General features: G+C 61.3%; 22 protein-coding genes and 1 pseudogene. 13 read left to right on the plus strand and 10 right to left on the minus strand.

The genetic code is table 11. The annotated features are described in order from the left end of the window. Nucleotides 1-247: 247 nt before the first annotated feature. From NKI32_RS03125 to NKI32_RS03140, 4 genes are all read right to left on the minus strand, one after another. A complete protein-coding gene (locus tag NKI32_RS03125) occupies nucleotides 248-3,097 on the minus strand; it encodes a DEAD/DEAH box helicase (RefSeq protein ID WP_353001815.1) in 2,850 nt (949 codons plus the stop codon). Continuing rightward, the gene (locus NKI32_RS03130; protein ID WP_353001817.1) at nucleotides 3,051-4,055 is read right to left on the minus strand and encodes a hypothetical protein; all 1,005 of its coding nucleotides are present in this window, start codon (nucleotides 4,053-4,055) and stop codon (nucleotides 3,051-3,053) included. Before NKI32_RS03130 ends, NKI32_RS03125 begins: the two co-directional genes overlap by 47 nt. A 165-nt stretch (nucleotides 4,056-4,220) precedes the next feature. Beyond that, nucleotides 4,221-6,026: a translation elongation factor 4 gene (gene lepA, locus NKI32_RS03135; RefSeq protein ID WP_353001818.1), complete on the minus strand. Its 1,806-nt coding sequence runs from the start codon at nucleotides 6,024-6,026 to the stop codon at nucleotides 4,221-4,223. 141 nt (nucleotides 6,027-6,167) lie between these two features. Next, a complete protein-coding gene (locus NKI32_RS03140) occupies nucleotides 6,168-6,539 on the minus strand; it encodes an endonuclease domain-containing protein (RefSeq protein WP_023681256.1) in 372 nt (123 codons plus the stop codon). A gap of 195 nt (nucleotides 6,540-6,734) precedes the next feature. Between NKI32_RS03140 and NKI32_RS03145 the strand changes: the two genes are divergently transcribed. The 3 genes from NKI32_RS03145 (at nucleotide 6,735) to msrA (ending at nucleotide 8,637) form a co-directional block, all read left to right on the plus strand. Then, nucleotides 6,735-7,436, plus strand: coding sequence for a DUF1223 domain-containing protein (locus NKI32_RS03145; RefSeq protein WP_023748236.1), 702 nt, complete (start codon nucleotides 6,735-6,737; stop codon nucleotides 7,434-7,436). Nucleotides 7,437-7,515: 79 nt separating this feature from the next. Further along, on the plus strand, nucleotides 7,516-7,800 hold the full coding sequence (locus tag NKI32_RS03150; protein WP_023748237.1) for a hypothetical protein: 285 nt from the start codon (nucleotides 7,516-7,518) through the stop codon (nucleotides 7,798-7,800). Nucleotides 7,801-7,911: 111 nt separating this feature from the next. After that, nucleotides 7,912-8,637: a peptide-methionine (S)-S-oxide reductase MsrA gene (gene msrA, locus NKI32_RS03155; protein ID WP_023681259.1), complete on the plus strand. Its 726-nt coding sequence runs from the start codon at nucleotides 7,912-7,914 to the stop codon at nucleotides 8,635-8,637. Nucleotides 8,638-8,883: 246 nt separating this feature from the next. Here msrA and NKI32_RS03160 read toward each other — a convergent pair whose 3' ends face one another. Both NKI32_RS03160 and NKI32_RS03165 read right to left on the minus strand, forming a co-directional pair. Further along, entirely contained in the window at nucleotides 8,884-9,888 is a 1,005-nt protein-coding gene (locus NKI32_RS03160; RefSeq protein ID WP_023739830.1) for a cytochrome d ubiquinol oxidase subunit II, read from the minus strand. A gap of 108 nt (nucleotides 9,889-9,996) precedes the next feature. Further along, on the minus strand, nucleotides 9,997-11,358 hold the full coding sequence (locus NKI32_RS03165; protein ID WP_353001821.1) for a cytochrome ubiquinol oxidase subunit I: 1,362 nt from the start codon (nucleotides 11,356-11,358) through the stop codon (nucleotides 9,997-9,999). 270 nt (nucleotides 11,359-11,628) lie between these two features. Between NKI32_RS03165 and NKI32_RS03170 the strand changes: the two genes are divergently transcribed. Further along, nucleotides 11,629-12,555, plus strand: coding sequence for an ABC transporter ATP-binding protein (locus tag NKI32_RS03170; RefSeq protein WP_023681262.1), 927 nt, complete (start codon nucleotides 11,629-11,631; stop codon nucleotides 12,553-12,555). Then, nucleotides 12,552-13,313, plus strand: a complete 762-nt coding sequence (locus NKI32_RS03175) for an ABC transporter permease (RefSeq protein WP_353001823.1) — start codon at nucleotides 12,552-12,554, stop codon at nucleotides 13,311-13,313. Before NKI32_RS03170 ends, NKI32_RS03175 begins: the two co-directional genes overlap by 4 nt. 189 nt (nucleotides 13,314-13,502) lie before the next feature. On the opposite strand, the gene NKI32_RS03180 is transcribed toward NKI32_RS03175, so the two are convergent. Continuing rightward, complete coding sequence (locus tag NKI32_RS03180) at nucleotides 13,503-14,534, minus strand: phosphatidylglycerol lysyltransferase domain-containing protein (protein ID WP_353001825.1); 1,032 nt, start codon at nucleotides 14,532-14,534, stop codon at nucleotides 13,503-13,505. Nucleotides 14,535-14,721: 187 nt separating this feature from the next. Here NKI32_RS03180 and NKI32_RS03185 point away from each other — a divergent pair. The 4 genes and pseudogenes from NKI32_RS03185 to NKI32_RS03200 all read left to right on the plus strand — a co-directional run. Continuing rightward, a pseudogene (locus tag NKI32_RS03185) lies at nucleotides 14,722-14,817 on the plus strand (hypothetical protein); the annotation flags it as partial. A gap of 22 nt (nucleotides 14,818-14,839) precedes the next feature. Continuing rightward, nucleotides 14,840-15,862 (plus strand): flavin-containing monooxygenase, encoded by a 1,023-nt coding sequence (locus NKI32_RS03190; RefSeq protein ID WP_353001827.1) that lies wholly within the window; start codon nucleotides 14,840-14,842, stop codon nucleotides 15,860-15,862. A 403-nt stretch (nucleotides 15,863-16,265) separates the two neighbouring features. After that, entirely contained in the window at nucleotides 16,266-16,751 is a 486-nt protein-coding gene (locus NKI32_RS03195) for a MarR family winged helix-turn-helix transcriptional regulator (RefSeq protein ID WP_023825834.1), read from the plus strand. Next, the gene (locus NKI32_RS03200) at nucleotides 16,748-17,428 is read left to right on the plus strand and encodes a GNAT family N-acetyltransferase (RefSeq protein WP_023703859.1); all 681 of its coding nucleotides are present in this window, start codon (nucleotides 16,748-16,750) and stop codon (nucleotides 17,426-17,428) included. Before NKI32_RS03195 ends, NKI32_RS03200 begins: the two co-directional genes overlap by 4 nt. Here the strand turns inward: NKI32_RS03200 and NKI32_RS03205 are convergent. Then, nucleotides 17,425-18,417: an IS481 family transposase gene (locus NKI32_RS03205; RefSeq protein ID WP_353001829.1), complete on the minus strand. Its 993-nt coding sequence runs from the start codon at nucleotides 18,415-18,417 to the stop codon at nucleotides 17,425-17,427. The two genes, NKI32_RS03200 and NKI32_RS03205, sit on opposite strands and share 4 nt — an antisense overlap. A gap of 77 nt (nucleotides 18,418-18,494) precedes the next feature. Further along, nucleotides 18,495-18,719, minus strand: coding sequence for a hypothetical protein (locus NKI32_RS03210; RefSeq protein ID WP_023673272.1), 225 nt, complete (start codon nucleotides 18,717-18,719; stop codon nucleotides 18,495-18,497). A 240-nt stretch (nucleotides 18,720-18,959) separates the two neighbouring features. Between NKI32_RS03210 and NKI32_RS03215 the strand changes: the two genes are divergently transcribed. Beyond that, nucleotides 18,960-19,301, plus strand: coding sequence for a hypothetical protein (locus NKI32_RS03215; protein ID WP_023673273.1), 342 nt, complete (start codon nucleotides 18,960-18,962; stop codon nucleotides 19,299-19,301). Between the two features lie 4 nt (nucleotides 19,302-19,305). Next, nucleotides 19,306-20,016 (plus strand): phosphatase PAP2 family protein, encoded by a 711-nt coding sequence (locus tag NKI32_RS03220; RefSeq protein ID WP_023687516.1) that lies wholly within the window; start codon nucleotides 19,306-19,308, stop codon nucleotides 20,014-20,016. 16 nt (nucleotides 20,017-20,032) lie between these two features. On the opposite strand, the gene NKI32_RS03225 is transcribed toward NKI32_RS03220, so the two are convergent. Next, nucleotides 20,033-20,224, minus strand: a complete 192-nt coding sequence (locus tag NKI32_RS03225; protein ID WP_023755330.1) for a hypothetical protein — start codon at nucleotides 20,222-20,224, stop codon at nucleotides 20,033-20,035. A gap of 79 nt (nucleotides 20,225-20,303) precedes the next feature. Here NKI32_RS03225 and NKI32_RS03230 point away from each other — a divergent pair, with 79 nt between their 5' ends. Further along, nucleotides 20,304-20,573 carry a helix-turn-helix domain-containing protein gene (locus tag NKI32_RS03230; protein WP_023673276.1) on the plus strand — a complete coding sequence of 90 codons (270 nt, stop codon included), beginning with the start codon at nucleotides 20,304-20,306 and terminating at the stop codon, nucleotides 20,571-20,573. A gap of 79 nt (nucleotides 20,574-20,652) precedes the next feature. Continuing rightward, nucleotides 20,653-22,374, plus strand: a complete 1,722-nt coding sequence (locus NKI32_RS03235; RefSeq protein ID WP_353001831.1) for a SulP family inorganic anion transporter — start codon at nucleotides 20,653-20,655, stop codon at nucleotides 22,372-22,374. Nucleotide 22,375 lies beyond the last annotated feature (1 nt).

Genomic DNA, 22,375 nt, shown 5'->3' on the forward strand with positions numbered 1-22,375 from the left:
CAGGGGAGAAGCGCCACATGCGGGGCCATCGCCAGAACGAACCCCTTGCCGCCGCCCGGCTCGCCGACAAACGGACCGATCGAGGGAACAGCCTGCCGAAGGTGACGGATACGAGGGTGGAGCGACGCGGAAGCGAGGAAGCGTCTAGGTCGAGCTTCCAAATGCTATTATTGACTAGCTGCCGCCTAGGACGTGCTGAAACCTGGAGGATACACCGCCACTAGCACCTCCGACGACTGACCCGACCTTAATGCTCTACCTCTGTCCTCAATTGGTACTCTAATATTCCGATTGGAAACAAGCCGCTGGCATGCCGGGATATCTCCGAAGCGCGCGCAGCTTCCACTTCAATTCTGTCAAAAATCGCTTCAACAGCCGCTTTGCGCTCTGACGGATCTGCAGGTTGGGGCATTCCGGGCCTTTGATAGCCTTCAAATAAAGGCCGCAGTTGCGAGTTGTCGACAACGATGTCGGCTGCCTCACCTTTGATGCCAACAAGAAGATCAATTCCTCGGGGCTCACCTTGTTCATTTTGATAATGGATTAGCATCGCTGCGATGAGCTGCCCGGAGGATTCTCCCGCGATGACCCCGTATCCGCCGCCGAACTCCGGGCGCGTCACTGTGTCGACCAGAAAGCGTACGAAGGGCGATGAGAAGTCTAGCAAAAGCCGGTTTGAGATGCGCGTGCCGTCGGCCCGTGCCGTTCTCACTTCAATGAACGTCCGGTTGCCAAACTCCGGAAACTTTCCTTTCAGAGACTCCGGCAGCCTGATGTCAAACCTCTCTGGATTGCCGAAGTCGGTAACTTCGATCTCGCATAGAGCGGATGCGCGTTTTACAAAATTTGCCAAATCCAAGGTCGAAAAAGAGCCGAGCTGTCGCCAGCTATCGCCAGCCATTGTGGAGATATTCGCAAGAATGTCGTCCTGTAATGATTTGGACTCGCGAGCACGCTCGATGGCACTGTCCACACGCTCAGCCGTACGCTCAACACCGCCGGTTCGGGCCTCATCGAGTAGCTCATTTATATCAAGTCGTTCTAGGAGGTCTCCAAGAACTTCAGATTGATGCCGCTCATCATACTCAGAACTTACCGGACCCATCTGTCGGATAACAGCCTCCAAACGCTCTAGGACGGTAGTTAGCACCAAATTGTCGATCGTATCGCGCGCAGCCAGATTTATGACAATAACTTTCTCCGTTTGCCCATAGCGATAAAGTCTTCCTATTCTCTGCTGTAATCTGGCGGGATTCCACGGTAGATCGTAGTTTACCATCACGTGGCAATTGCGCTGCAAGTTTAACCCTTCACCGCCAGCTTCCGTAGAGATAAGGATTTCTACATTCTCTTCGAAGGCCGCGATTGCGGCTTGCTTCTCGTCGACTGACATTCCGCCATGGATCTGCGCCGGCAACGTACCAATTGCAGTCTTAATCCGAGTTAGCAGATAGTTTTGAGTTGCTCGATATTCAGTGAATATTAGCAGCTTCTTTTTTTGAACCTTAACCAGGTCAAAAATCAGCTTCTCAAGCTCAAAAAATTTCCGATCGACGGAAAAGCATAATTTCGCTTGCGAGAGAACGCTTTCGATGTCCTGCATCTCGTCGGCAAAAAAAACCCCGCCCGAGCCACCCAGGTCAAGTTCTGCGAGGTTATCTTCATCCTCGCCAACCTCTGTCTGGGTCTCTTCATCAAGGTCAAACTGCGCTGGTCCAATGGGAGCCTCTCCGAGAATTCTCTGTCTGCGCTTGGTAAGGGCTACATAGAGTGCCCAAACTGATGATGAAGCGAGCTTGCGGTAGATGGTCATAACAAAGCCGATCGCTCTGCCGGAGGTTCCTCCCACAATATCTCCGGCTCGGTAGCCACGACGTAGATACTGGCTGAGCCGGCGTTCCAACTCTAATGTTTCAGGGCCACTTGGAATCTCTGACCTGCGAACCAGAACTCCATGGAAAATGAAGTGTCCGTCAGCGTCTACCACGTCGATTTTACGATTTCGTAGGACAATATCTGAAACGATCGTTGGATCTTCGTCCAATCTGTCAATTGACTCGGCCATGGCCGGTCGCACTAGCTTAAGTAAGTTTTGAAATTTGCCAACATCGCCTTGGTGCGGTGTCCCGGTTAACAACAAGACGGAATCACAACGCTCTCGAAGGGCACGAGCAAGTTTGAAACGTAGTGTCGTTCGTCCGGACTCATCTCGAGACAATCTATGGGCTTCATCAAATATCACAATGTCCCATTTTCCGGCGCTCAGTATAGAACCAAACCTTGTTGAGAAATCTCCGCCGACGTCATCGGCATTTTTTGGCTTAGCTAGATCCAAAGAAACAATTACTCTTTCGTACAGACCCCACTCTGCCGGGGTCTCAACCTCAAAATCTCTGCCATAGATGCGGAACTGTCGATCGAATTTCGTAAGCATTTCGTCTTTCCATTGCCGCGTTAGACCGGATGGTACGACGATTAGAATGCGCCGGAGGTTCTGCCTCCTCTCAAGCGCGCCAAGAAGAAGCCCAACTTCTATAGTTTTACCTAAGCCAACGTCGTCAGCAATTAACCAATTCGTATCGCCAGAACTAAGTATCCTGTGAACAAGGGTTATCTGGTGCGGCAATGGATCAACGTCGAGCCTATCGAGAGCCCCTGTCGCCTGGTTCCACGTTCGAAGGGCGTATGCCATCAGATTCAAAGACGTGCGCTCCGCACTATCGAGGAACCTCTGCTCACCGCGCATAAATTGCAATTTTGGATCCATTATCCGAGCTAGACGCTCGAATGGGATCCATCTCATTTCTCCAGAGGCGTGGAACTGCACGGAAACCTGCTCCATTCCTACAATGGTACGGACGGCCACAACGGTTCCGACACCAAGCGTCTGTCGCGATGCCGAAAGCGGTGCATCTTGGACTATAAAGCCAGGCATTATGCCGCACGACCAGTTTTCAGGCTCAATCACGGTTGTCGGGTTGTTCGGACCGAACTCCACCCGAATATGCCCATTCGATAGCTGTTCTACGACTCTGCCAAGTTTCCCGTTGTCAGTTCTCTTTATCCAGCAGTTCACGACCGGAACGAGGGTTTCCAAGCGTCCTCCATTTCAGAACATTAGGGGTTCTTTTTTCTGGGTGCAGAACTCCGACATGGTCCGCACGTATATCAACTAACTCCCATGTCCGCGAACGAGAACCAAGTCGACCTAGTCCCCAACCTCTGAGCACATCGTCTCTTTCCCGTTTTAGGTGATCGCCATAGTACGGATGCATGTATCCTAAGCTGGCAGAGCGTAGTCGCCATTCGATGTAGTCAAGGTATACCCAAAATAATTCGTTATCTATCGGAAGATTTAGCCATTCTAAATACCAATCTTGGTCAATATAGTCATCCGGATTGCCTCCTCCGCAAAGCTGTGAAATGCGGATTGCACGTCGCCAAGACAGAGACATTTGATGGTCGGCTGGGATCTGCGGGCTCAAAGCGCGAGCCGAGCGCCTCGATGCCATTATCGGTGTGATGAGAAATGAGAGCTTAAAAGCACATCCGTTGAGCATAGGTTCTGCGGGAACGCCTTCCAGAGCAAGCGCCGACAGCAACCGAAAGTTAGCTTGAGCCGGGAACTGATCGAAGACTTCCCCGAAGAATGTCGCATATTTGATGCGGCGTCGCTGTTCTGGGATGTCCAACAGCTGCGACAGCCATCTACCGCGCTTCTCTGCGATCAGCCGCTCCGAAGGCGGCTCAATAGATACTTGGTAAGGATTGTATCCAAGCTCGCTGTCGAACCAAGGGAGCCTGTGTGTTTGCGCCCAGTCGTCTAGTTGCTCGTCCGGAGCCTTTTGCTCCTGATCGAGCGCCCAAAAATCACACAGCTCTGTTTGTAGAGGTTCTGACGCACTCGGCTTACACTCGCTCCATTCTGATTTATCTACAAAAAGGCTGGCGGGCAGCCAAAAATCAGCAATGGATCCTTGCTCGTCGGTATGTTCAGCGGGCTGAGAAACCGGGCTCCAGAAATCTAAACCGGAGGTGATGTTATCGCCCGGCAAAAATCACCACTTGAACTATTGGTCTCCGCGACCTTGTCCATTGTTCATACGCCCCCTTTTGGAAGGTTGCGCACTTTTCTTCCACTGTCTAGCCGCTTTTTGACTTAACTGATGACATTGACTATGACGCAGAATGGGCGACTCTTTCACCAGTTTACAACTTCTTTAATCCCCCATCTTCAGCGCCTGGATAAACGCCTCCTGCGGGATATCCACCTTGCCGAACTGGCGCATCCGCTTCTTGCCCTCTTTCTGCTTGTCGAGCAGCTTGCGCTTGCGGGACACGTCGCCGCCGTAGCATTTGGCGGTGACGTCCTTGCGTAGCGCCGAGATGGTTTCGCGGGCGATGACCTTGCCGCCGATGGCGGCCTGGATAGGGATCTTGAACAGATGGTTCGGGATCAGCTCCTTCAGCTTCTCGCACATCTGCCGGCCGCGCTTTTCCGCCGCCGTGCGGTGAACCAGCATGGACAGCGCGTCGACCGGCTCTTCATTGACCAGGATCGACATCTTCACCAGATCGCCTTCCTTGTAGTCGGTCAGGTGATAGTCGAACGAGGCGTAGCCCTTGGAGATCGATTTTAGGCGATCATAGAAGTCGAAGACGACTTCGTTGAGCGGTAGATCGTAGATCAGCATGGCGCGCTTGCCGACATAGGACAGGTCGGCCTGGATGCCGCGCCGGTCCTGGCAGAGCTTCAATATGCCGCCGAGATAGTCGTCCGGCGTCAGGATCGTGGCGCGAATCCACGGCTCCTCGATCGCTGAGATTTTCACCACGTCGGGCATGTCGGCCGGGTTGTGCAGCTCCTTCGTCGAGCCGTCGGTAAGCAGCAGCCGGTAGACGACGCTCGGCGCCGTGGCGATCAGGTCGAGGTTGAACTCGCGCTCCAACCGCTCCTGGATGATTTCGAGATGCAAAAGGCCGAGGAAGCCGCAGCGATAGCCGAAGCCGAGCGCAGCACTGGTTTCCATTTCATAGGAGAAGCTGGCGTCGTTGAGGCGCAATTTGCCGACGGCGGCGCGCAGATCCTCGAAATCGGCGGCGTCGACCGGGAACAGGCCGCAGAACACCACCGGCTGCGCCGGCTTGAAGCCGGGCAGCGCATGCGCTGTCTGGCGCTTGTCTTCGGTGATGGTGTCGCCGACGCGGGTGTCGGCCACTTCCTTGATCGAGCCGGTGAAGAAGCCGAACTCGCCGGGGCCGAGCTCGTCGACATTGATGCGGGCCGGCGTGAACACGCCGGTGCGCTCGACCAGATGCTTTGCGCCGGTGCCCATCATGCGGATGGTCGCACCCTTTTTCAGCACGCCGTCGATGATGCGCACCAGCACGATGACGCCGAGATAGGCGTCGTACCAGCTGTCGACCAGCATGGCTTTCAGCGGTGCCGAGGCATCGCCCTCGCGCGGCGGCGGCAATTGGTGGACGATGGCCTCCAGCACATCCGGAATGCCCAGGCCGGTCTTGGCCGAGATCAGCACGGCGTTGGAGGCGTCGATGCCGATGACTTCCTCGACCTGCTCGCGGATGCGTTCGGGCTCGGCGGCCGGCAGGTCGACCTTGTTCAGCACCACGACGATCTCGTGATCGTTGTCGATCGCCTGGTAGACATTGGCGAGCGTCTGCGCCTCGACGCCCTGGGAAGCATCGACGACCAGCAGCGAGCCTTCGCAGGCGGCGAGCGAGCGCGACACTTCATAGGCGAAGTCGACATGGCCGGGCGTGTCGATCAGGTTGAGGATATAGTCCTCGCCATTGTTGGCGCGGTATTTCAGCCGCACCGTCTGCGCCTTGATGGTGATGCCGCGCTCGCGCTCGATGTCCATCGAGTCCAGCACCTGCTCCTTCATGTCGCGCAGCTCCAGCCCGCCGGTGGACTGGATCAGCCGGTCGGCAAGCGTGGATTTGCCATGGTCGATATGGGCGACGATGGAGAAATTGCGGATGTGGTCGAGAGGCGTGCTCATGATGGGGCGGCTTTAGCAGGGGCGGGTTGCAGGGGCAAGCGGGGTGGCGGTGCCCTTGCCTTCTCCCCTTGTGGGAGAAGGTGGATCGGCGCGCAGCGCCGAGACGGATGAGGGGTGTTCCAGCTTGACGCCGGCGTTCTTTCACCGCCATGGCTGCAAACTGACATCCCTTACATAAGCGATTATCGTGGTGCAGACGCTGTCCATGTCTTTCAGGACATCGTCGTTCCAAAAGCGCAACACACGAAAGCCTCTCGCCTCCAGTTCCGTTCTACGGGCCTGGTCTGACTCTGAGTCCGCATGCTGACTCCCATCGATCTCGATGATGAGGAGTGATTCAAGACAAGCGAAATCGGCGACGTATTTTCCAACAGGAACTTGGCGCCGAAATTTGATCCGATCGAGCCTGCGGTCACGTAGTTCGTGCCACAGTTTGTCTTCCGCCTCCGTCATTTCACGTCGGAGCGAACGGGCAAAGTTTCGTTTGGCAGGAGCGACGGGCTGATGTGGCATGACGTTAGATTAACCAACGTCTCACTCCGCTGGAACACCCCTCATCCGTCTCGGCGCTTCGCGCCGATCCACCTTCTCCCACAAGGGGAGAAGGCAACGACGCCTTCCGCCCCCAATCACGAAGCGGTGAACCATGTAACGAAGCCTCGGGCAGCGGCGAAGTGTGGCATGAACCCGCCGCAACGGAGACCCCCGATGACTGGACTTAACCCAAAACGCGCCGGCATGCTGGCTGCCGCAGGTGCGGCGCTGATGATGCTTGGCGGCACCGCCTTCGCCCAGCCGCTCACCGTGGTCGAATTGTTCACCAGCCAGGGCTGTTCGTCCTGCCCGCCGGCCAATGCCAATCTGATCAAGGTCAAGGACGAGCCGGGCGTTCTGGCGCTGTCGTTCAACGTTACCTACTGGGACTATCTCGGCTGGAAGGACATTTTCGGCCGCGAGGAGTTCACCCAGCGCCAGGTGCGCTATGAGCCGTCGCTCGGCCGCTCCGGCCCGTTCACGCCGCAGGTCGTGGTCAATGGCGGTGCCGATGCGGTGGGTGCAGCGCCCGGCGAGATCGAGCAGCTGATTTCCGCGAGCGGTCATACGAACGGGCCGACGCTGTCGCTCGACGGCGGCAAGATCAGCATCGGCGCCGGTTCCGCGCCGGCCGGCCGCGCCGATGTCTGGCTGGTCCGCTACAACAAGGGCGTCGTCGAAGTGCCGGTGGCGCGCGGCGAGAACACCGGCCGCACGCTGCCGCATGCCAATGTCGTGCACTCGCTGGAGAAACTCGGCAGCTGGAGCGGCGACGCCACCACACTGCCGCTGCCGGCGGCAAGCGGCGGGCTGAGCACCGCGGTGCTGGTGCAGTCGCCGGGTGGTGGGCCGATCCTGGCTGCAGCCGCCGACTGATTCTTTTTCTACGCAACGCCGCTAGCGCGGCATAACCGGGCTCGCATCCGCGCGCCCTCTTCAAGGAGGAAATACCATCATGACCAAGACCCTGACCGCGCTCGCCCTTGCGCTTTCGATGACCGGCTTCGCCGCCGGCGCCCGTGCCGACGAAGCGACCAACGCCATGAAGCCGGCGATGGCCACCGATGCGATGAAGCCCGAGACCGATGCCATGGCGCCGGCGACCGGTGCCATGAAGCCCGCCGACCCAATGGCGACGAATGCAATGAAACCCGCCACCGACGCCATGAAGCCGGTTGATGCGATGAAGCCCGCAACGGATGCGATGAAGCCGGCGGACGCCATGGCGCCCGCGCAATAAGGCTTGGTCCCATGGCCCGGCCGCACAATGGCCGGGCCGGCGCACGGCAATTTGAGAAACCAGGCGGGACGTTCTGTCGTATAGTCTTCGCCACCATCAAGGAGATCAGACATGACCGGCATTGCAAGGACGAGAACGCCGATCTTCAAGAGCGCGCTTGCCGCGCTCATCGTCGCCGCCGCGGCGGCTGCCTTCTGGCAGAGCCCGGCGCGTTCGGCCGAGGACGCGGTGGTGATCCCGCCGCCGGCAGTGGACGAGAAGGCCGCCAGCGGCAGCGAGAAGGCTATCTTCGCCGGCGGCTGCTTCTGGGGCGTGCAGGGCGTGTTCCAGCACGTCAAGGGCGTGACCAAGGCCGTCTCCGGCTACACCGGCGGCGCCAAGGATGACGCCGTCTACGAAACGGTGGGCAGCGGCCGCACCGGCCACGCCGAATCGGTCGAGATCACCTACGATCCGTCCAAGGTGACCTACGGCCAGCTGCTGCAGGTCTATTTCTCGGTCGCCCACAACCCGACGCAGTTGAACTTCCAGGGCCCCGACTCGGGCACCCAGTACCGCTCGACCATCTTTGCCGAGAACGATGCGCAGCAGAAGATCGCCCAGAGCTACATCGCCCAGCTCGACCAGGCGAAGGTGTTTGCCAAGCCCATCGTCACCACGCTGGAGACGGGCAAAACCTTCTATCCGGCCGAGGAATATCACCAGGACTTTTTGACGCTGAACCCGACCTACCCCTACATCGTCTACAACGACCTGCCCAAGGTGGCGAATTTGAAGTCGCTGTTCCCGGGGTTGTACAGCGAGAAACCGGTGCTGGTGCTGGCGGGGAAGAGCTGAGGGGCGATAGGACTTGGCCGGACGCAGAGAGCGGCGACGCCCTACCTGAGACGCCAGCGGGACAGCACCCCCCTCTGCCCTTCCGGGCATCTCCCCCTCATGCGGGGAGATTGGCAGCGTCGCTGACGGTGCTCATCTTGCAAGGTTGGCGAAGGCCGCAGTGAGGAGCTGATCTCCCCCCTTGAGGGGGAGATGGCCGGCAGGCCAGAGGGGGGTGCCTCGCGCAAACCGCGATTAGAGAGCCCTTCAATCATACGTCAGATCCGTCGCCTTGCCCCCAAACACCCGATACGCATAGAACGAATAGAAGATGATCACCGGCAGCACGACCACCGTGCCGGCGAGGATGATGGCCAGGCTTTCCGTCGCCGACGCCGCCTGCCAGATGGTCAGCCTCTCGGGCACCACGAAGGGGTAGAACGACCAGGCAAGCCCGGCAAAGCCGAGCGCGAAGATGGCGGCGAGCGTCAGGAACGGCCGCAGCGCGTGGCGATCGTCGGGCTTGGGCAGGTGGAAGGTCTGCCGCCACAGCCACAGGAACAGCAGCGCCGACAGGATCGGCAGCGGCGACAGATAGAGCATTTCGGGCCAGACGAACCATTTGGCGAAGATGCGCGGACTGGCAAATGGGGTCGCCAGCGACACCGCCGCCATGCCGAGCGCGGTCAGCACCAGGGCCGTGCGCAGCCAGGCCACCGCCTTCCTCTGCAATTCGCCCTCGGTCTTGTAGATGACCCAGGCCGCGCCCATCGCTGCATAGGCCGCCGACAGGCAGAGCGCCACCAGCGCCCCGAAAGCGATGCCGCCAAAGCCGACATCGAGGCCAAGCACATAGACGCCGAGCATATAGCCTTGCGCCAGCGAGGCGATGACGGAACCGAGGAAGAAAATGCGGTTCCAGCGGTGCTTCTTGCCGGCGGGCACCTTGGCGCGGAAATCGAAGGCGACGCCGCGCAGGATGAGGCCAACCAAAAGCACGAAGACCGGAATGTAGAGCGCGGTGAGGATGACGCCATGCGCCAGCGGAAAGGCGACCAGGAGCAGGCCGACGGCCAGCACCAGCCAGGTCTCGTTGGCATCCCAGAACGGGCCTATTGCCGCGATCATGGTGTCCTGCTCGGCATCTTCGGCGACCGAGAACAGGATGCCGATGCCGAGATCGAAACCGTCGAGAATGACGTAGATCAGGATGGCGAGGCCCATCAGGCCGGCGAAGATCAGGGGCAGCGCGGTTGGCCAGTCGAAGCTCATCGGTCTGTCATCCCTCTCATCAACGGTTCTGCCCTTCGCTATTGCTCCGGGCGTTCGTCATTCGAAAAGCCAAATCGTTGGCTTTTCGTCCGCTACGCGGACCATTCCTCACTCCGCTGCGGCCGGTTGCGACATCGCCGTCTTCATGACGCCCGGCAGCGGCGAGGTATCGCCGTGCTTGGCGGCCTTCAGCGCCAGGTGCACCAGCACGCCAAGATAGGCGATCAGCAGCAGCACATAGAGGAGGAGATAGATGGCGAGCGTCAGCGCGACATGGCTGCCGGCGACCGGGCCGATAGCGTCGGCGGTTTTCAGCACGCCGGTGACCAGCCAGGGCTGGCGGCCGATTTCGGTGGTGTACCAGCCGGCCAGCGTCGCCAGCCAGCCCGACAGCGCCATCGGCACCATCAGCATGGCCAGCGGCCTCGGCAGGCTGTGGCGGCGCTTGAGGAAGAAGGTCGCCGACCACGAGACGATGAGCATCAAAATGCCGGCGCCGACCATGATGCGGAAGCCCCAGAACACCGGGAACACCGGCGGGTGCAGGCCGGGATAGTCGTTGAGCCCCGGCACGATACCGCTGGTGGCGTGGCGCAGCACCAGGCTGGCGCCGTCGGGAATGGCGATCTCGAATTTGTTTTCCTTCGCCGCCTCGTCGGGCAGCGCAAACAGCACCAGCGGCACGTTGGGGCCGGTGTTCCAGTTCGCCTCCATGGCGGCGATCTTCTGCGGCTGGTGCTCCAGCGTATTCAGCCCGTGCTGGTCGCCGGCGAAGATCTGGATCGGGATCAGGATGGCGGCGGTGAAGACGCCGGTGCGCAGCGCCTTCCACATCGATTCCGACCGGTCGCCGGTGAGGTAGCGCAGCGCCGACAGGCCGGCGATCAGGAACGACACCGTCAGGCCGGAGGCAAGCAGCATATGCGTCAGACGGTAGGGCATGGACGGGTTGAAGACGATCGCCCACCAGTCGACGGGATGCGCCTTGCCGTCGATCATCTCGAAGCCGGCCGGCGTCTGCATCCAGGAGTTCAGCGCAATGATCCAAAAGGCTGACAGCGTGGTGCCGCCGGCGACCAATACCGTCGCCAGCGTGTGGACGCGGTTGGAGACGCGGCGGAACCCGAACAGCATGATGCCGAGGAAGGCCGCTTCGAGGAAGAAGGCGGTGAGGATCTCGTAGGCAAGCAGCGGCCCGGCGATGTTGCCGACCTTTTCCATATAGCCCGGCCAGTTGGTGCCGAACTGGAAGCTCATGGTGACGCCCGAGACCACGCCCATGGCGAAGGACAGCGCGAACACCTTTACCCAGGTGAAATAGGCGCGCATCCAGGCGGAATCGCCGGTGGCGTTGTAGCGGAGCTTGAAGAACAGCAGCACCCAGCCAAGCGCAATCGTGATGGTCGGAAACAGGATGTGGAACGAGATATTCGCCCCGAACTGCATTCGCGACAGGATGAGCGGGTCCATGCGGGCTCCGGCTGCTGTTTGTTGGCGCAGAATAGGCGGCGGATGCGGTCCGGTCAAAGCGGCTTGGCGTCACGCGGGGCGCGTTGTCGCAGCAGATCGTATCAAACCGTCAGCGCCCCGACACCCCCATGACGAAACGGCAAAAGGGGAACGTTTGTCCACAATTGTCAGCAGCGGCATTGACTTCCGAGCCTGCACACCGACATTCAGCGCAATAATAATCCCCGCCTCTTTCAAACAGTCGTTTTCGGCCTCATGTCTTCCACGAATTTGCCTTCCATCATTTCGATTGCCGGGGTCACCAAGACCTACGCCACCGGCTTCAAGGCGCTGAAGGAAATCAACCTTGACATCGAACGCGGCGAGATTTTCGCGCTGCTGGGGCCGAACGGCGCCGGCAAGACGACGCTGATCTCGATCGTCTGCGGCATCGTCAACCGTTCGTCGGGAACGGTGACCGTCGACGGCCACGACATCAACCGAGACTACCGCGCCGCGCGCAGCCTGATCGGGCTGGTGCCGCAGGAGCTGACCATCGACGCGTTCGAGAGCGTCTGGGCAACCGTCACCTACAGCCGCGGCCTGTTTGGCAAGCCGCCCAATCCGGGCTTCGTCGAAAAGGTGCTGCGCGACCTGTCGTTGTGGGACAAGAAGGACGCCAAGGCGATCACGCTGTCGGGCGGCATGAAGCGGCGGCTGATGATTGCAAAGGCGCTGTCACATGAGCCGCGCATCCTGTTCCTCGACGAACCCACGGCCGGCGTCGACGTCGAACTGCGCCAGGACATGTGGGCGATGGTGCGGCGGCTGCGCGACGATGGCGTCACCATCATCCTCACCACGCACTATATCGAAGAGGCCGAGGCGATGGCCGACCGTGTCGGTGTCATCAACCGCGGCGAGATCATCCTGGTCGAGGGCAAGGCCGAACTGATGCGCAAGCTGGGCCGCAAGCGCCTGATCGTCGAATTGCGCAACCCGCTCACCGCCATTCCCGATGCATTCTCGCACTACGCCTTGGAGCTGTCGGGCGATGGCACACAGCTGACCTACACCTATGACAACCAGAGCGAACGCCCCGGCGTCGCATCGCTGCTGCGCGAACTCGAGACGGCCGGCATCCAGTTTCGCGACATGGACACGCAAAACAGCTCGCTCGAGGAGATCTTCGTCAATCTGTTGAGGCAAGAGCCATGAATTGGCGAGCAGTATGGGCGATCTACCGGGTCGAGATGGCGCGTGCGTTCCGCACCGTGCTGCAGAGCATCGTCTCGCCGGTGATCTCGACATCGCTTTATTTCGTCGTCTTCGGCTCGGCCATCGGCTCGCGCATCACCGAGATAGACGGCATCAGCTACGGCGCCTTCATCGTGCCCGGCCTGATCATGCTGTCGCTGTTGACGCAGTCGATCTCCAACGCCTCCTTTGCCATCTATTTCCCGAAATTCGTCGGCTCCATCTACGAGCTCTTGTCGGCGCCGGTGTCGTATCTGGAGATCGTCATCGCCTATGTCGGCGGCGCCGCGACCAAGTCGATCATCCTCGGCTTGATCATCCTGGCGACGGCCTCGCTGTTCGTGCCGCTCACCATCCTGCATCCGTTCTGGATGCTGGCCTTCCTTGTCTTGACGGCGGTGACCTTCAGCCTGTTCGGCTTCATCATCGGCATCTGGGCGAAAAGCTTCGAGCAATTGCAGCTGGTGCCGCTGTTGATCATCACGCCGCTGACCTTCCTCGGCGGCAGCTTCTATTCGATCAACATGCTGCCCGAGGCCTGGCGCACGGTGACGCTGTTCAACCCGGTCGTCTACCTGATCAGCGGTTTCCGCTGGAGCTTTTACGGCAAGTCCGATGTCTCGGTCGCCGTCAGCCTGGGCATGACGATGGTGTTCCTCGCCATCTGCATCGCCATCGTCGCCTGGATCTTCCGCACCGGCTACCGGCTGCGCAACTGACCCTGCCGCTCTAAAGCGCGTCGCGTTTGAACGGACCAGGCGACGCGCATTAGGTCTTTGTTCTTATGCATGTCGTTTGCTCAAAACCGGGACCCCTTTTGAGCGACATGCAAATAGGCGATCGCCCGTGCGCCGGTCAGAACGGTTTTGCTGAGGGCAAATTGGCCACGTTGGCCGCCACGGTTCTTGCTAGATCGCCTTGATGAGGCGCAGCAACCCCAGCATCTCGATCAGCCTGCCTTGGCGGAAGGCGATGTAGGTCGGTTCCTCGATGCCGTGGAAGCGGCGCTTGAACGCCGCCTGGCCCTTGAGGTTGAACTTGCTGCGGTTGACCCAGGGCGACTCATAGGCCCGCTCGAAGGCGTTGCGCCAGAAGCTCGATTCGGCAAAGCCGTTGGCTCCGACATCGAGCATCGGCGACAGGCCGAGCGTGACGACCGAAATGCCCTCATTGCGAAACCGGTCGACGGCGAATTTGGTCAGCCCGATTTCGGCATGCGGCGAGGCATCGATGTGCTTGCGCTTGAACGAGGTGGTGTAGCCGATCACCTTGCCGCCACTGAACATCGGATCGAAATCGAGCAGGGCGACGAGCTCGCCTTCCGGGCTGTAGAGCACGAAACGGCGCATATCGATGCCGAGATGATCGGCAAAGGGCCGGTTGAGGAACGCCATCTCCCAGCGCTTGACGATGCGGTCGGCCCGCCAGTTCTGTGACAGGCGCTGGACCTCGTCGAGATAGACCGCTCCTTCGCCAAAGGAAAACCCCTTCTTCAAGAGCCAGCGTTCGGAATAGCGCACGGTTTCGTTGCGCTTGCCGGAAAAATCGTGAGCCGGCAGCTCCAGCCGCGTGTCGACGCCGAGGCGGTTGACCTGGTAGCCGAGCCCTGCCAGAACGCGCGCCGTCGGTTCGCCGATCTGCACGAACCACGGGCTGTCGGCGGCCTCGACAAAGCGCCTGATATAGTCGGGCCGATCGGCCGGATGGGCGACCGGGTCACCGAGCGCGAAATGGTGCTTCATCTTGGTGCCGAAGGCGATGTAGCCGTCGGCGTCGCCGAAATAGGACAGTTTTTGCTGCACGGCGGTCGAATAGGCCAGCGAGAAGTCGCCGTGCCGGCGGACAAGCGCCAGCCGCTCGACATGCGAAAAATCCTGGCGCGGCACCTTGGCTGCGGCGCCCTCCAGCAGTCTGTCGAGAAAGATGCGCAAGGAGGGCATGGTCGAGCTTCCGCGTGCCGATGATAAACAGAGGCTTGCCCCCAAGGCCTCGAATCAGTCGCATTGACGCGACCTCATTATCGATCATATCGCCCCTGTGCCATATGGGACGTGCCATATAGGACGGGTCCCCATGGCGCACCTGAAAGGAAATCTCGACCGAATGGCGGCTACGACAAGCGAAACGATGCCTATCGTCCTGGGGCCGAAAGGACTCGACGATACGGTTATCGTCATCGGCGCCGGATCGGCGGGGCTGGCGGCCGCCGACGCGCTTGGCCGGCGCGGCGTGCGAGTCGTCGTGCTTGAAAAGGAGCCGCGGATCGCCGAACCGTGGCGACGGCGGCACGAGAAGCTGTCCCTCAACACGCATCGCGCGCTATCGGCCCTGCCCGGCCTTGCCTATCCGCCACGCACCGCCTTCCGAACAAGGATGCCATCGTCGGCTCGAGGATTTTGCCCGCGCGCGCGGCATAAGGGTCGAATTCGGCACCGCCGTCGAGCGGATCGAACGCAGAGGCAATGGCTGGCTCGTCCATACGGGCCGGGAAACGCTGAGCGCCCGCAATGTCATCGTCGCCACCGGCCGCGACCGCTTGCCATGGACGCCGGACTGGCAAGGCAAGGCGACTTTCACCGGCAAACTTGTCCACGCCGCCAATTTCGGCACAGCGCAGGACTATGTGGGCAAAAGCGTGCTGGTGGTCGGGGCCGGAAATTTCGGCTTCGACGTGCTCAACCACCTCGCCCGTGCCGACACAAAGGCCATCTGCTTGTCAGCCAGGCAGGGTCCGTCGCTGATGCCGAAACGGATCGGCAAGGTCGCCGTGGCGCGCTTCGGCGGTTTCATGGCGATGCTGCCGACGTGGATTGCCGATGCCGCGATTGCCGCGACGCAGCGGCTGGTGTTCGGCGACCTCACCCGCTTCGGCCTGCCGCCGGCGCCGAAGGGCGGCGCCAGCCGGCTCGGCGTCGAGCAGATCGCTATTGCCGTTGACGACGGCGCCGTCGCAGCGCTGAAGGCCGGACGGATTTCGGTGGTGGCGCCGGTGGCGGCTTTCGAAGGCGCCGGCGTGCGGCTGAACGACGGCACGGTGCTCGAGCCGGATGTGGTGATCGCGGCAACCGGCTATCGCACCGGCCTGGAGGCCATGCTGGGCGATCTCGGCGTGCTCGACGCCAAGGGCGTGCCGAAGGCCAATGGCGGCACCCCGAGCGGCCAGCCCGGCCTGTGGTTCATCGGCATGCGGCCAAGCCTGACCAGCTATTTTCACAGCGCCGGCCTGCAGGCCGAAGCGATTGCCCGTCAGATCGCCAAGCGGTTGTAAACGAGCGCTTCTGGACGGAGAACCACCGCGCACTTCGGGCTGCTGCTGTGGCGCGGACTGGTGGTTCAACGCATCTGCAAGACGGGATCGAACATCCTGGCGATTGGCTGAAACGGCCATCCCGTCGTCATCCACGGGCGAAGCAAGGAGCGTAGCGACGCGGCGCAGACCGAGGATCCATACCGTGACTTCTGAGCTACGCTGCGTTGCAGGTTCTGCTCCGCTGCTTCCATGGCCAAGGTCCCGGCATGGATCCCTGGGTCTCCGCGACGGAGCTTCGCTCCTGCTTCGCCCAAGGATGACGAAGTCGAGATGCGTGCGGCCAACCTCCAAAGCAGGCGCTTGAATTTGTTCCTTGCATCGTTATATAACATGTTATGGTTATCCAGCAGGCGGACCACCCATGGAAGACATCATTCGATCCCTTGGCTACCTCACCCTCGGCAGCAGGCTGAAGCGTATCGGCGAGCAGTTGCAGGCCGATACGCAGCGCATGCTCGATGGGCTGGAGGTGCCGGTGCAGTCCAGCCAGTATCCTCTGCTGGCCGCGCTCGACCGGCTCGGGCCGCTGCCTGTCGGCGAGCTGGCGCAGTCACTGGGGATCACCCAGCCGGGGGTGACGCGCAGCGTGGCGCTGCTGGCCGAGTTGGGGCTGGTCGAGGCCGCGCCATCGAACGACGACCAGCGCCGCAGGATGATCTCGCTGACCGCGAACGGCCAGCGCCTGGTCGACAGGGCGAAGCGGGACGTTTGGCCGCGCATCGAGAACGCCGTTGCCGACTTGTGCAAAGGCCTTGCAGGGCCGCTTCTCGAACAACTCTCGGCAATAGAGGACGGCCTGGCGGCGGCCCCGCTCGACCGTCGTGTGAAACAGGATGTCGCGCCATGAGCCATGTCCTCGATCGTCCGGTCTGGAGCGCGCTCGACACGCGGCATCGGATCTTTGCGTATGGCGACAGGCTCGCCAGGCGCTATCCCTCCTCGATCGTCCCCTTCGCGGCTTCCGGGGCAGACGACGCTGAGAGCCTGCAGGCGCTCGCAAGCCTCATTCCTGCAGGTGAGAGCGTGTTCATGCTCCAGGCGGACCCCATTGCCTTGCCGCCGGAACTGACCGCGACCGTGACCGCCTTCGGCGTTCAGATGGTTGCCGAGGCGCCATTGCCTTCCGTGTCGGACGAGCGTGTACAGCAGCTGACGCAGGACGACGCGGCCGAGATGCTTGCTTTGGCGTCACTGACCAAGCCCGGCCCGTTCACGCTCAAGGCGCTGAGCCTCGGCGAGTTCTGGGGCGTGAAGATCGACGGCCGGCTGGCGGCGATGGCCGGCGAGCGCATGAAGCAGCCCGGCTACAGCGAACTCAGCGGCGTCTGCTCGCATCCCGAATTTCGCGGCAGCGGCCTCGGCCGGCTGCTGTCGGTGTTCGTGGCCAACCGAATTTTTGCGCGCGGCGAAGTTCCCTACCTGCATGCCTATGCCAGCAATGCCGGCGCGGTTGGGTTGTACGAATCCATCGGCTTCAGGCTGCGGGCAGAGATGAATGTGGCCGTCGTGCAGCGCGCCGGCTAGATGTTTAGTCCCAAGGTTTGATGGGTTGGATCGAGCCTGAATCGTTCGGGCTCTTTTGTCCAGATTTTGCAGATGTATTCAAAGGGCGTGAGGCCCTTGAGGGTCTTCAGTCGACGGCCGAAATTATAGGCTAAGACGAAATCGGCGAGATGCTGGCGCAGTTGGTCATGGCTCTCGTAGTAGAAGCGTTTGACGGTCGCATCCTTGATCGTGCGGTTCATGCGTTCGACCTGGCCGTTGGTCCATGGGTGCCTTGGCTTTGTCGTTCGGTGGTCGATATCGGCCTTGGCGCAAGTATGTTCGAAGGCGTGCGCCCATATGATTTCTCCCGCCGCCATGGCTTCCTTGATCAGCGGAACGGCCGAGCCGCCGGCACCTGGGGTCGTGAACTGAATGCCGTTGTCGGTAAGCACTGTGTGGATCTTGTAAGGGACAGCATCAAGAAGATGGCGCAGGAAATCGGCGGAGACCGCTGTCGTTGCCTTCTCGTGCAGCTCGATGAAAGCGAACTTCGAGGTCCGATCTATGGCCACGAACATATGCAGCTTGCCCTGCTCGGTTCGGACCTCGGCGACGTCGATATGGAAGTAGCCGATTGGATAGGCCTTGAACTTCTTCCTTGCCGGCTTGTCGCCCTCGACATCCGGCAACCTGCCTATCCCGTGACGCTGCAGGCAGCGATGCAAGGATGACCGCGACAGATGCGGGATCGTCGGTTGGAGAGCATAGAGGCAATCGTCCAGTGGCAGCAGCGTATAACGCCGAAAGGCGACGATGACCGCCTCTTCCTCAGTCGATAGCACTGTCGACTTCGGATCTCTGGGGCCAGTCGGAAGATCGGCGGCCGACGTCCGGTTCCTCCACTTCCTAACCGTCTTCTGATTGATGCCGTAGCGCTTCGCCAGCGCCCTCAGGCTCTCTTGACTATGCTGTATCGCTCGACGGATCGCCTCTGTCGTCGTGGCGCTCCCATGAAGAACCTGGCCCATAGCGCATCCTTTGATTCGGACGAAAAGTATGCGCCATCAAAGCCTGGGATCAAACACTCCAGGCCGCCTTGCGGGCCTCAGGCTGATTTCGGCTCCAACCTGCGGAAACCCACGGTTTCCATAAGCATATCTTCCTCGACCATGCCGGCATTGTGCAGCGCAAGCAGGTTCAGCGCGATCTCCCGCGCCTCCGCCGAATCGGGATGCACGTCGCGCCTGCGGCAGGCTTCGTCGAACACGCGTTGCAGCCTGGCGATGTCGTCGGGTTTCAGCAGGCCACGGTCATAGACGGACTTTGGCATGGCACTCTCCTCCAGAAGAGGTAGGGCGCCATGTTTAAATGTCCATTCTTTTCCGGGGCTTGGGTGGGCAGCTGCCTGGGTTTGCGTTAATCCGGCCCGAGCGTTGCAATCAGACCGCGATCGTGCTGCCATTCATTCAGCCACCTCTCGTCATCGTCGGGCCTGTCTCGCCGCAGTCTGCTTGACGTGTCGGCGCGCTTGCGAAACAAGGGCTGCCACAAACGACAGCGAGGCACAAAAGTGAGTTTCTGGGGACTGGCGCAGCTCGTCGTTTCGACGGTGATCTTCTTGCTGGCGGCAATCGCGGCCAAGCAATGGGGGCTGGCGCCAAGCCTTGGCAAGATCGTGCTGACACTGGCGCTGTATACGGCGGGCAATCTGATGATGCTGCGGCTGGTTCGTGAGTTCGGCATGTCGGTGTCGTTCAGCCTGTCGGCGGTGATCCAGCTGGTGGCGGTCAATGTGGTGGCGCTGGTGTTCTTCGGCGAACGCGTCAACGCCTTGCAGGCGACCGGCATCGTGCTGGCCATCGCGGCGGTGGTGCTGATCTCGCTCGGGCCTTACCTGCAGGGGCGATTGTAGTCCGATGAAGACCCCGCGTGCGTTCACCAACTGGCTTGAATTTCCGGTGCTGCTGGCCGGGCTGGTGATAGCCGCCGGGCTGTGGGGCTTCGAGGAACTGATGGAGGTGGCGCGGGCCACCACGCCGCACGCTTTCGATACTGAGATCCTGCTCGCTTTCCGAAAAGTGGGTCAGCCGGATGTTCCCGTCGGCCCGGCATGGCTGGAAGGCGCAATGCGCGACATCACCAGCCTCGGCAGCTCCAGCGTGCTGGTGCTGATCGTAACGGCGGTGATCGTCTACCTCCTTCTGATCCGCAGGCCGAGGACGGCGCTGCTGATCTTTGTCGCGGTGGCCGGCGGGCAGCTGCTGTCGACCTTGCTCAAGGCCGGCATCGACCGGCCGCGCCCCGATCTTGTCTCGCACCTGGCCAACGAGACGTCGCTGTCGTTTCCCAGCGGCCACGCCATGCTGTCGGCGGTGACCTATCTCACGCTGGGCTCGCTGGCAGCGCGCTTCCTGCCGGGACGAACGACGAAAATCTATGTCCTCAGCCTGGCGGTGCTGGTAACGCTGCTGGTCGGCGTCAGCCGCGTCTATCTCGGCGTCCACTGGCCTTCCGACGTGCTGGCGGGATGGTGCGCCGGCTTCACCTGGGCGACGCTGTGCTGGCTGGCGGCGCGAATGCTGCAGCGGAACAAGGCGGTGGCCGATGGCAACGAGCCCGAAGACTGACGATCCGGAGCGACATTCAAATCAGCCGGTTGATCAGCCCGTGTCCGCAGCCTGCCAGCAGAAAAACCGCCGACAGCAAGGCTGCCGACGTCGTCAAGGTCCTGAAAATATTCAACTGATATTTCCCCGCCAGTAAGAGCCAAGGCGGTAGCGTAGCATGCTCATCCCGTATCCCGCCATCCGGCTTTGTGGAGAGATCATGTTTCATGCATGCTTTATGATGGTTGAAACATCACTATGATTGTATTACACGTCGTCTCCGCAGACTCAGACGGGGGTTCCGACCGATGATCACTGCCGCCCAGATGCGCGCCGCGAGGGCGCTGGCCGGCATCGATCAGAAGACGCTCGCCGAGCGTGCCGGCGTTTCGCTTCCGACAATCCAGCGCATGGAAGCGAGTGACGGCGTGGTCAGGGGTGTGGTCGATACGCTGATGAAGGTTATCCAGGCTCTCGACGAGGCCGGGGTGGAGCTCATCGGCGAGAACCAGACCAGCGAGCGCGGCGGCCGGGGCGTGCGCCTCAAGCCGGTCGCGCCGCCGAACCCGCAAGGCTGAGCCGGCATATAGTCGCGACGGCGACCGCCGACAGTCCTGCCGACGATCCCGCCGCCTTCACGCAAGCGGAAGGCAGTCCATGGATCAGATCCGGCGGGCAGTGCATCAACCGGCCCAGAAGTCGGCAAAGCCGACATTTTCAGAGCTGTTCACGCCCAAGCTGGTGACGGTCTGGCGCGAAGGTTACCGCCTGCCGCAGTTCAAGGCCGACTTCATGGCCGGGCTGACCGTCGCTATTGTCGCGTTGCCGCTGTCGATGGCGATTGCGATTGCTTCGGGCGTGACGCCGGAGCGCGGCCTGTTCACGGCCATTGTCGGCGGCTTCATCGTCTCGGCGCTCGGCGGCAGCCGCTTCCAGATCGGCGGCCCGGCCGGCGCCTTCATCGTGCTGGTGGCGGCGACGGTGCAGCGCGAAGGCGTCGACGGACTGCTGCTGGCGACGATGATGGCCGGCATTTTCCTGCTCGCCATCGGCTATCTCCGGCTCGGAACCTATATCAAATTCATCCCTTACCCGGTGACGGTCGGCTTCACCGCCGGCATCGCAGTCATCATCTTCTCCGGCCAGATCGTCGAACTGTTCGGGCTGAGGCTTGCCGGGCCGGAGCCCGGGCCGCTGCTGCCGAAGCTGATGGCGATCGGCCACGCGGCCGGCACGCTCAATATCTCGGCAACGCTGATGGCGGCGCTGACCATCGCCACCATCGTCGGGGTGAAGCGCTGGCGGCCCGGCTGGCCGGGCATGCTGATCGCCGTCGGACTGGCCTCCCTTGTCGTGGCGCTGCTTTCGCTGCCGGCGGAAACGATCGGCACCCGCTATGGCGGCATTCCGCGCAGCCTGCCGTTGCCGGCACTGCCGGCACTCAACCTCGACAAGGCGCTTGCGGTGCTGCCGGATGCGGTGGCTTTTGCGCTGCTCGGCGCCATCGAATCGCTGCTCTCGGCCGTGGTCGCCGATGGCATGACCGGGCGGCGTCACCGTTCCAATTGCGAACTGGTGGCGCAAGGCTTTGCCAACATCGCGTCTGCCCTGTTCGGCGGCATCTGCACCACCGGCACCATCGCCCGCACCGCCACCAATGTGCGGGCCGGCGCGCATGGGCCGGTTTCCGGCATGCTGCATTCGCTTTTTCTGCTGGTCTTCATGCTGGTGGCCGCACCAATGGCGAGCTACATCCCGCTTGCCGCCCTTGCCGGGGTGCTGGCGGTTGTCTGCTGGAACATGTTCGAGAAGCAGGCCTTCGCCACGTTGCTGCGCGCTTCGCGCGGCGACGCCCTGGTGCTGATGGCAACCTTCCTGATCGTCGTCTTCCGCGATCTCACCGAAGGCATCGTCGTCGGCTTCGCGCTAGGCTCGATCCTGTTCATCGACCGCATGGCCAAGTCGATCGCCGTGGAGGCGGATTTGCCGCTGGTGCAGGACGATGTCGCCGACAGCAGCGGCCGCGCCTACGATGCAAGCGAGGCAAGCGACGCCGACACCGTCGTCTATCGCATCTCCGGCGCGTTCTTCTTCGGCGCCGCCTCGACTGTCGGCACGGTGCTCGACCGCATCGCCGACCAGCGCAAGAACTTCATCCTCGATTGCTCGGCGGTGCCGTTCTTCGATTCCACCGCGGCCAATGTCATCGAGGGCGCGGCGCACAAGGCGAAGCGCGCAGGGGTGCGTTTCATCATCGCCGGTGCCTCGCCGCAGACACGGCGCATGCTGATCAACCACGGCGTCAAGCGGCCGCTGGTGACCTTTGCCGCCTCGATCAAGGATTCGCGGGCGCAACTCAAAGCCGCGCCCGCTGGCTGAG

Source organism: Mesorhizobium sp. M0761, from assembly GCF_040320205.1.
Lineage (GTDB): Bacteria > Pseudomonadota > Alphaproteobacteria > Rhizobiales > Rhizobiaceae > Mesorhizobium.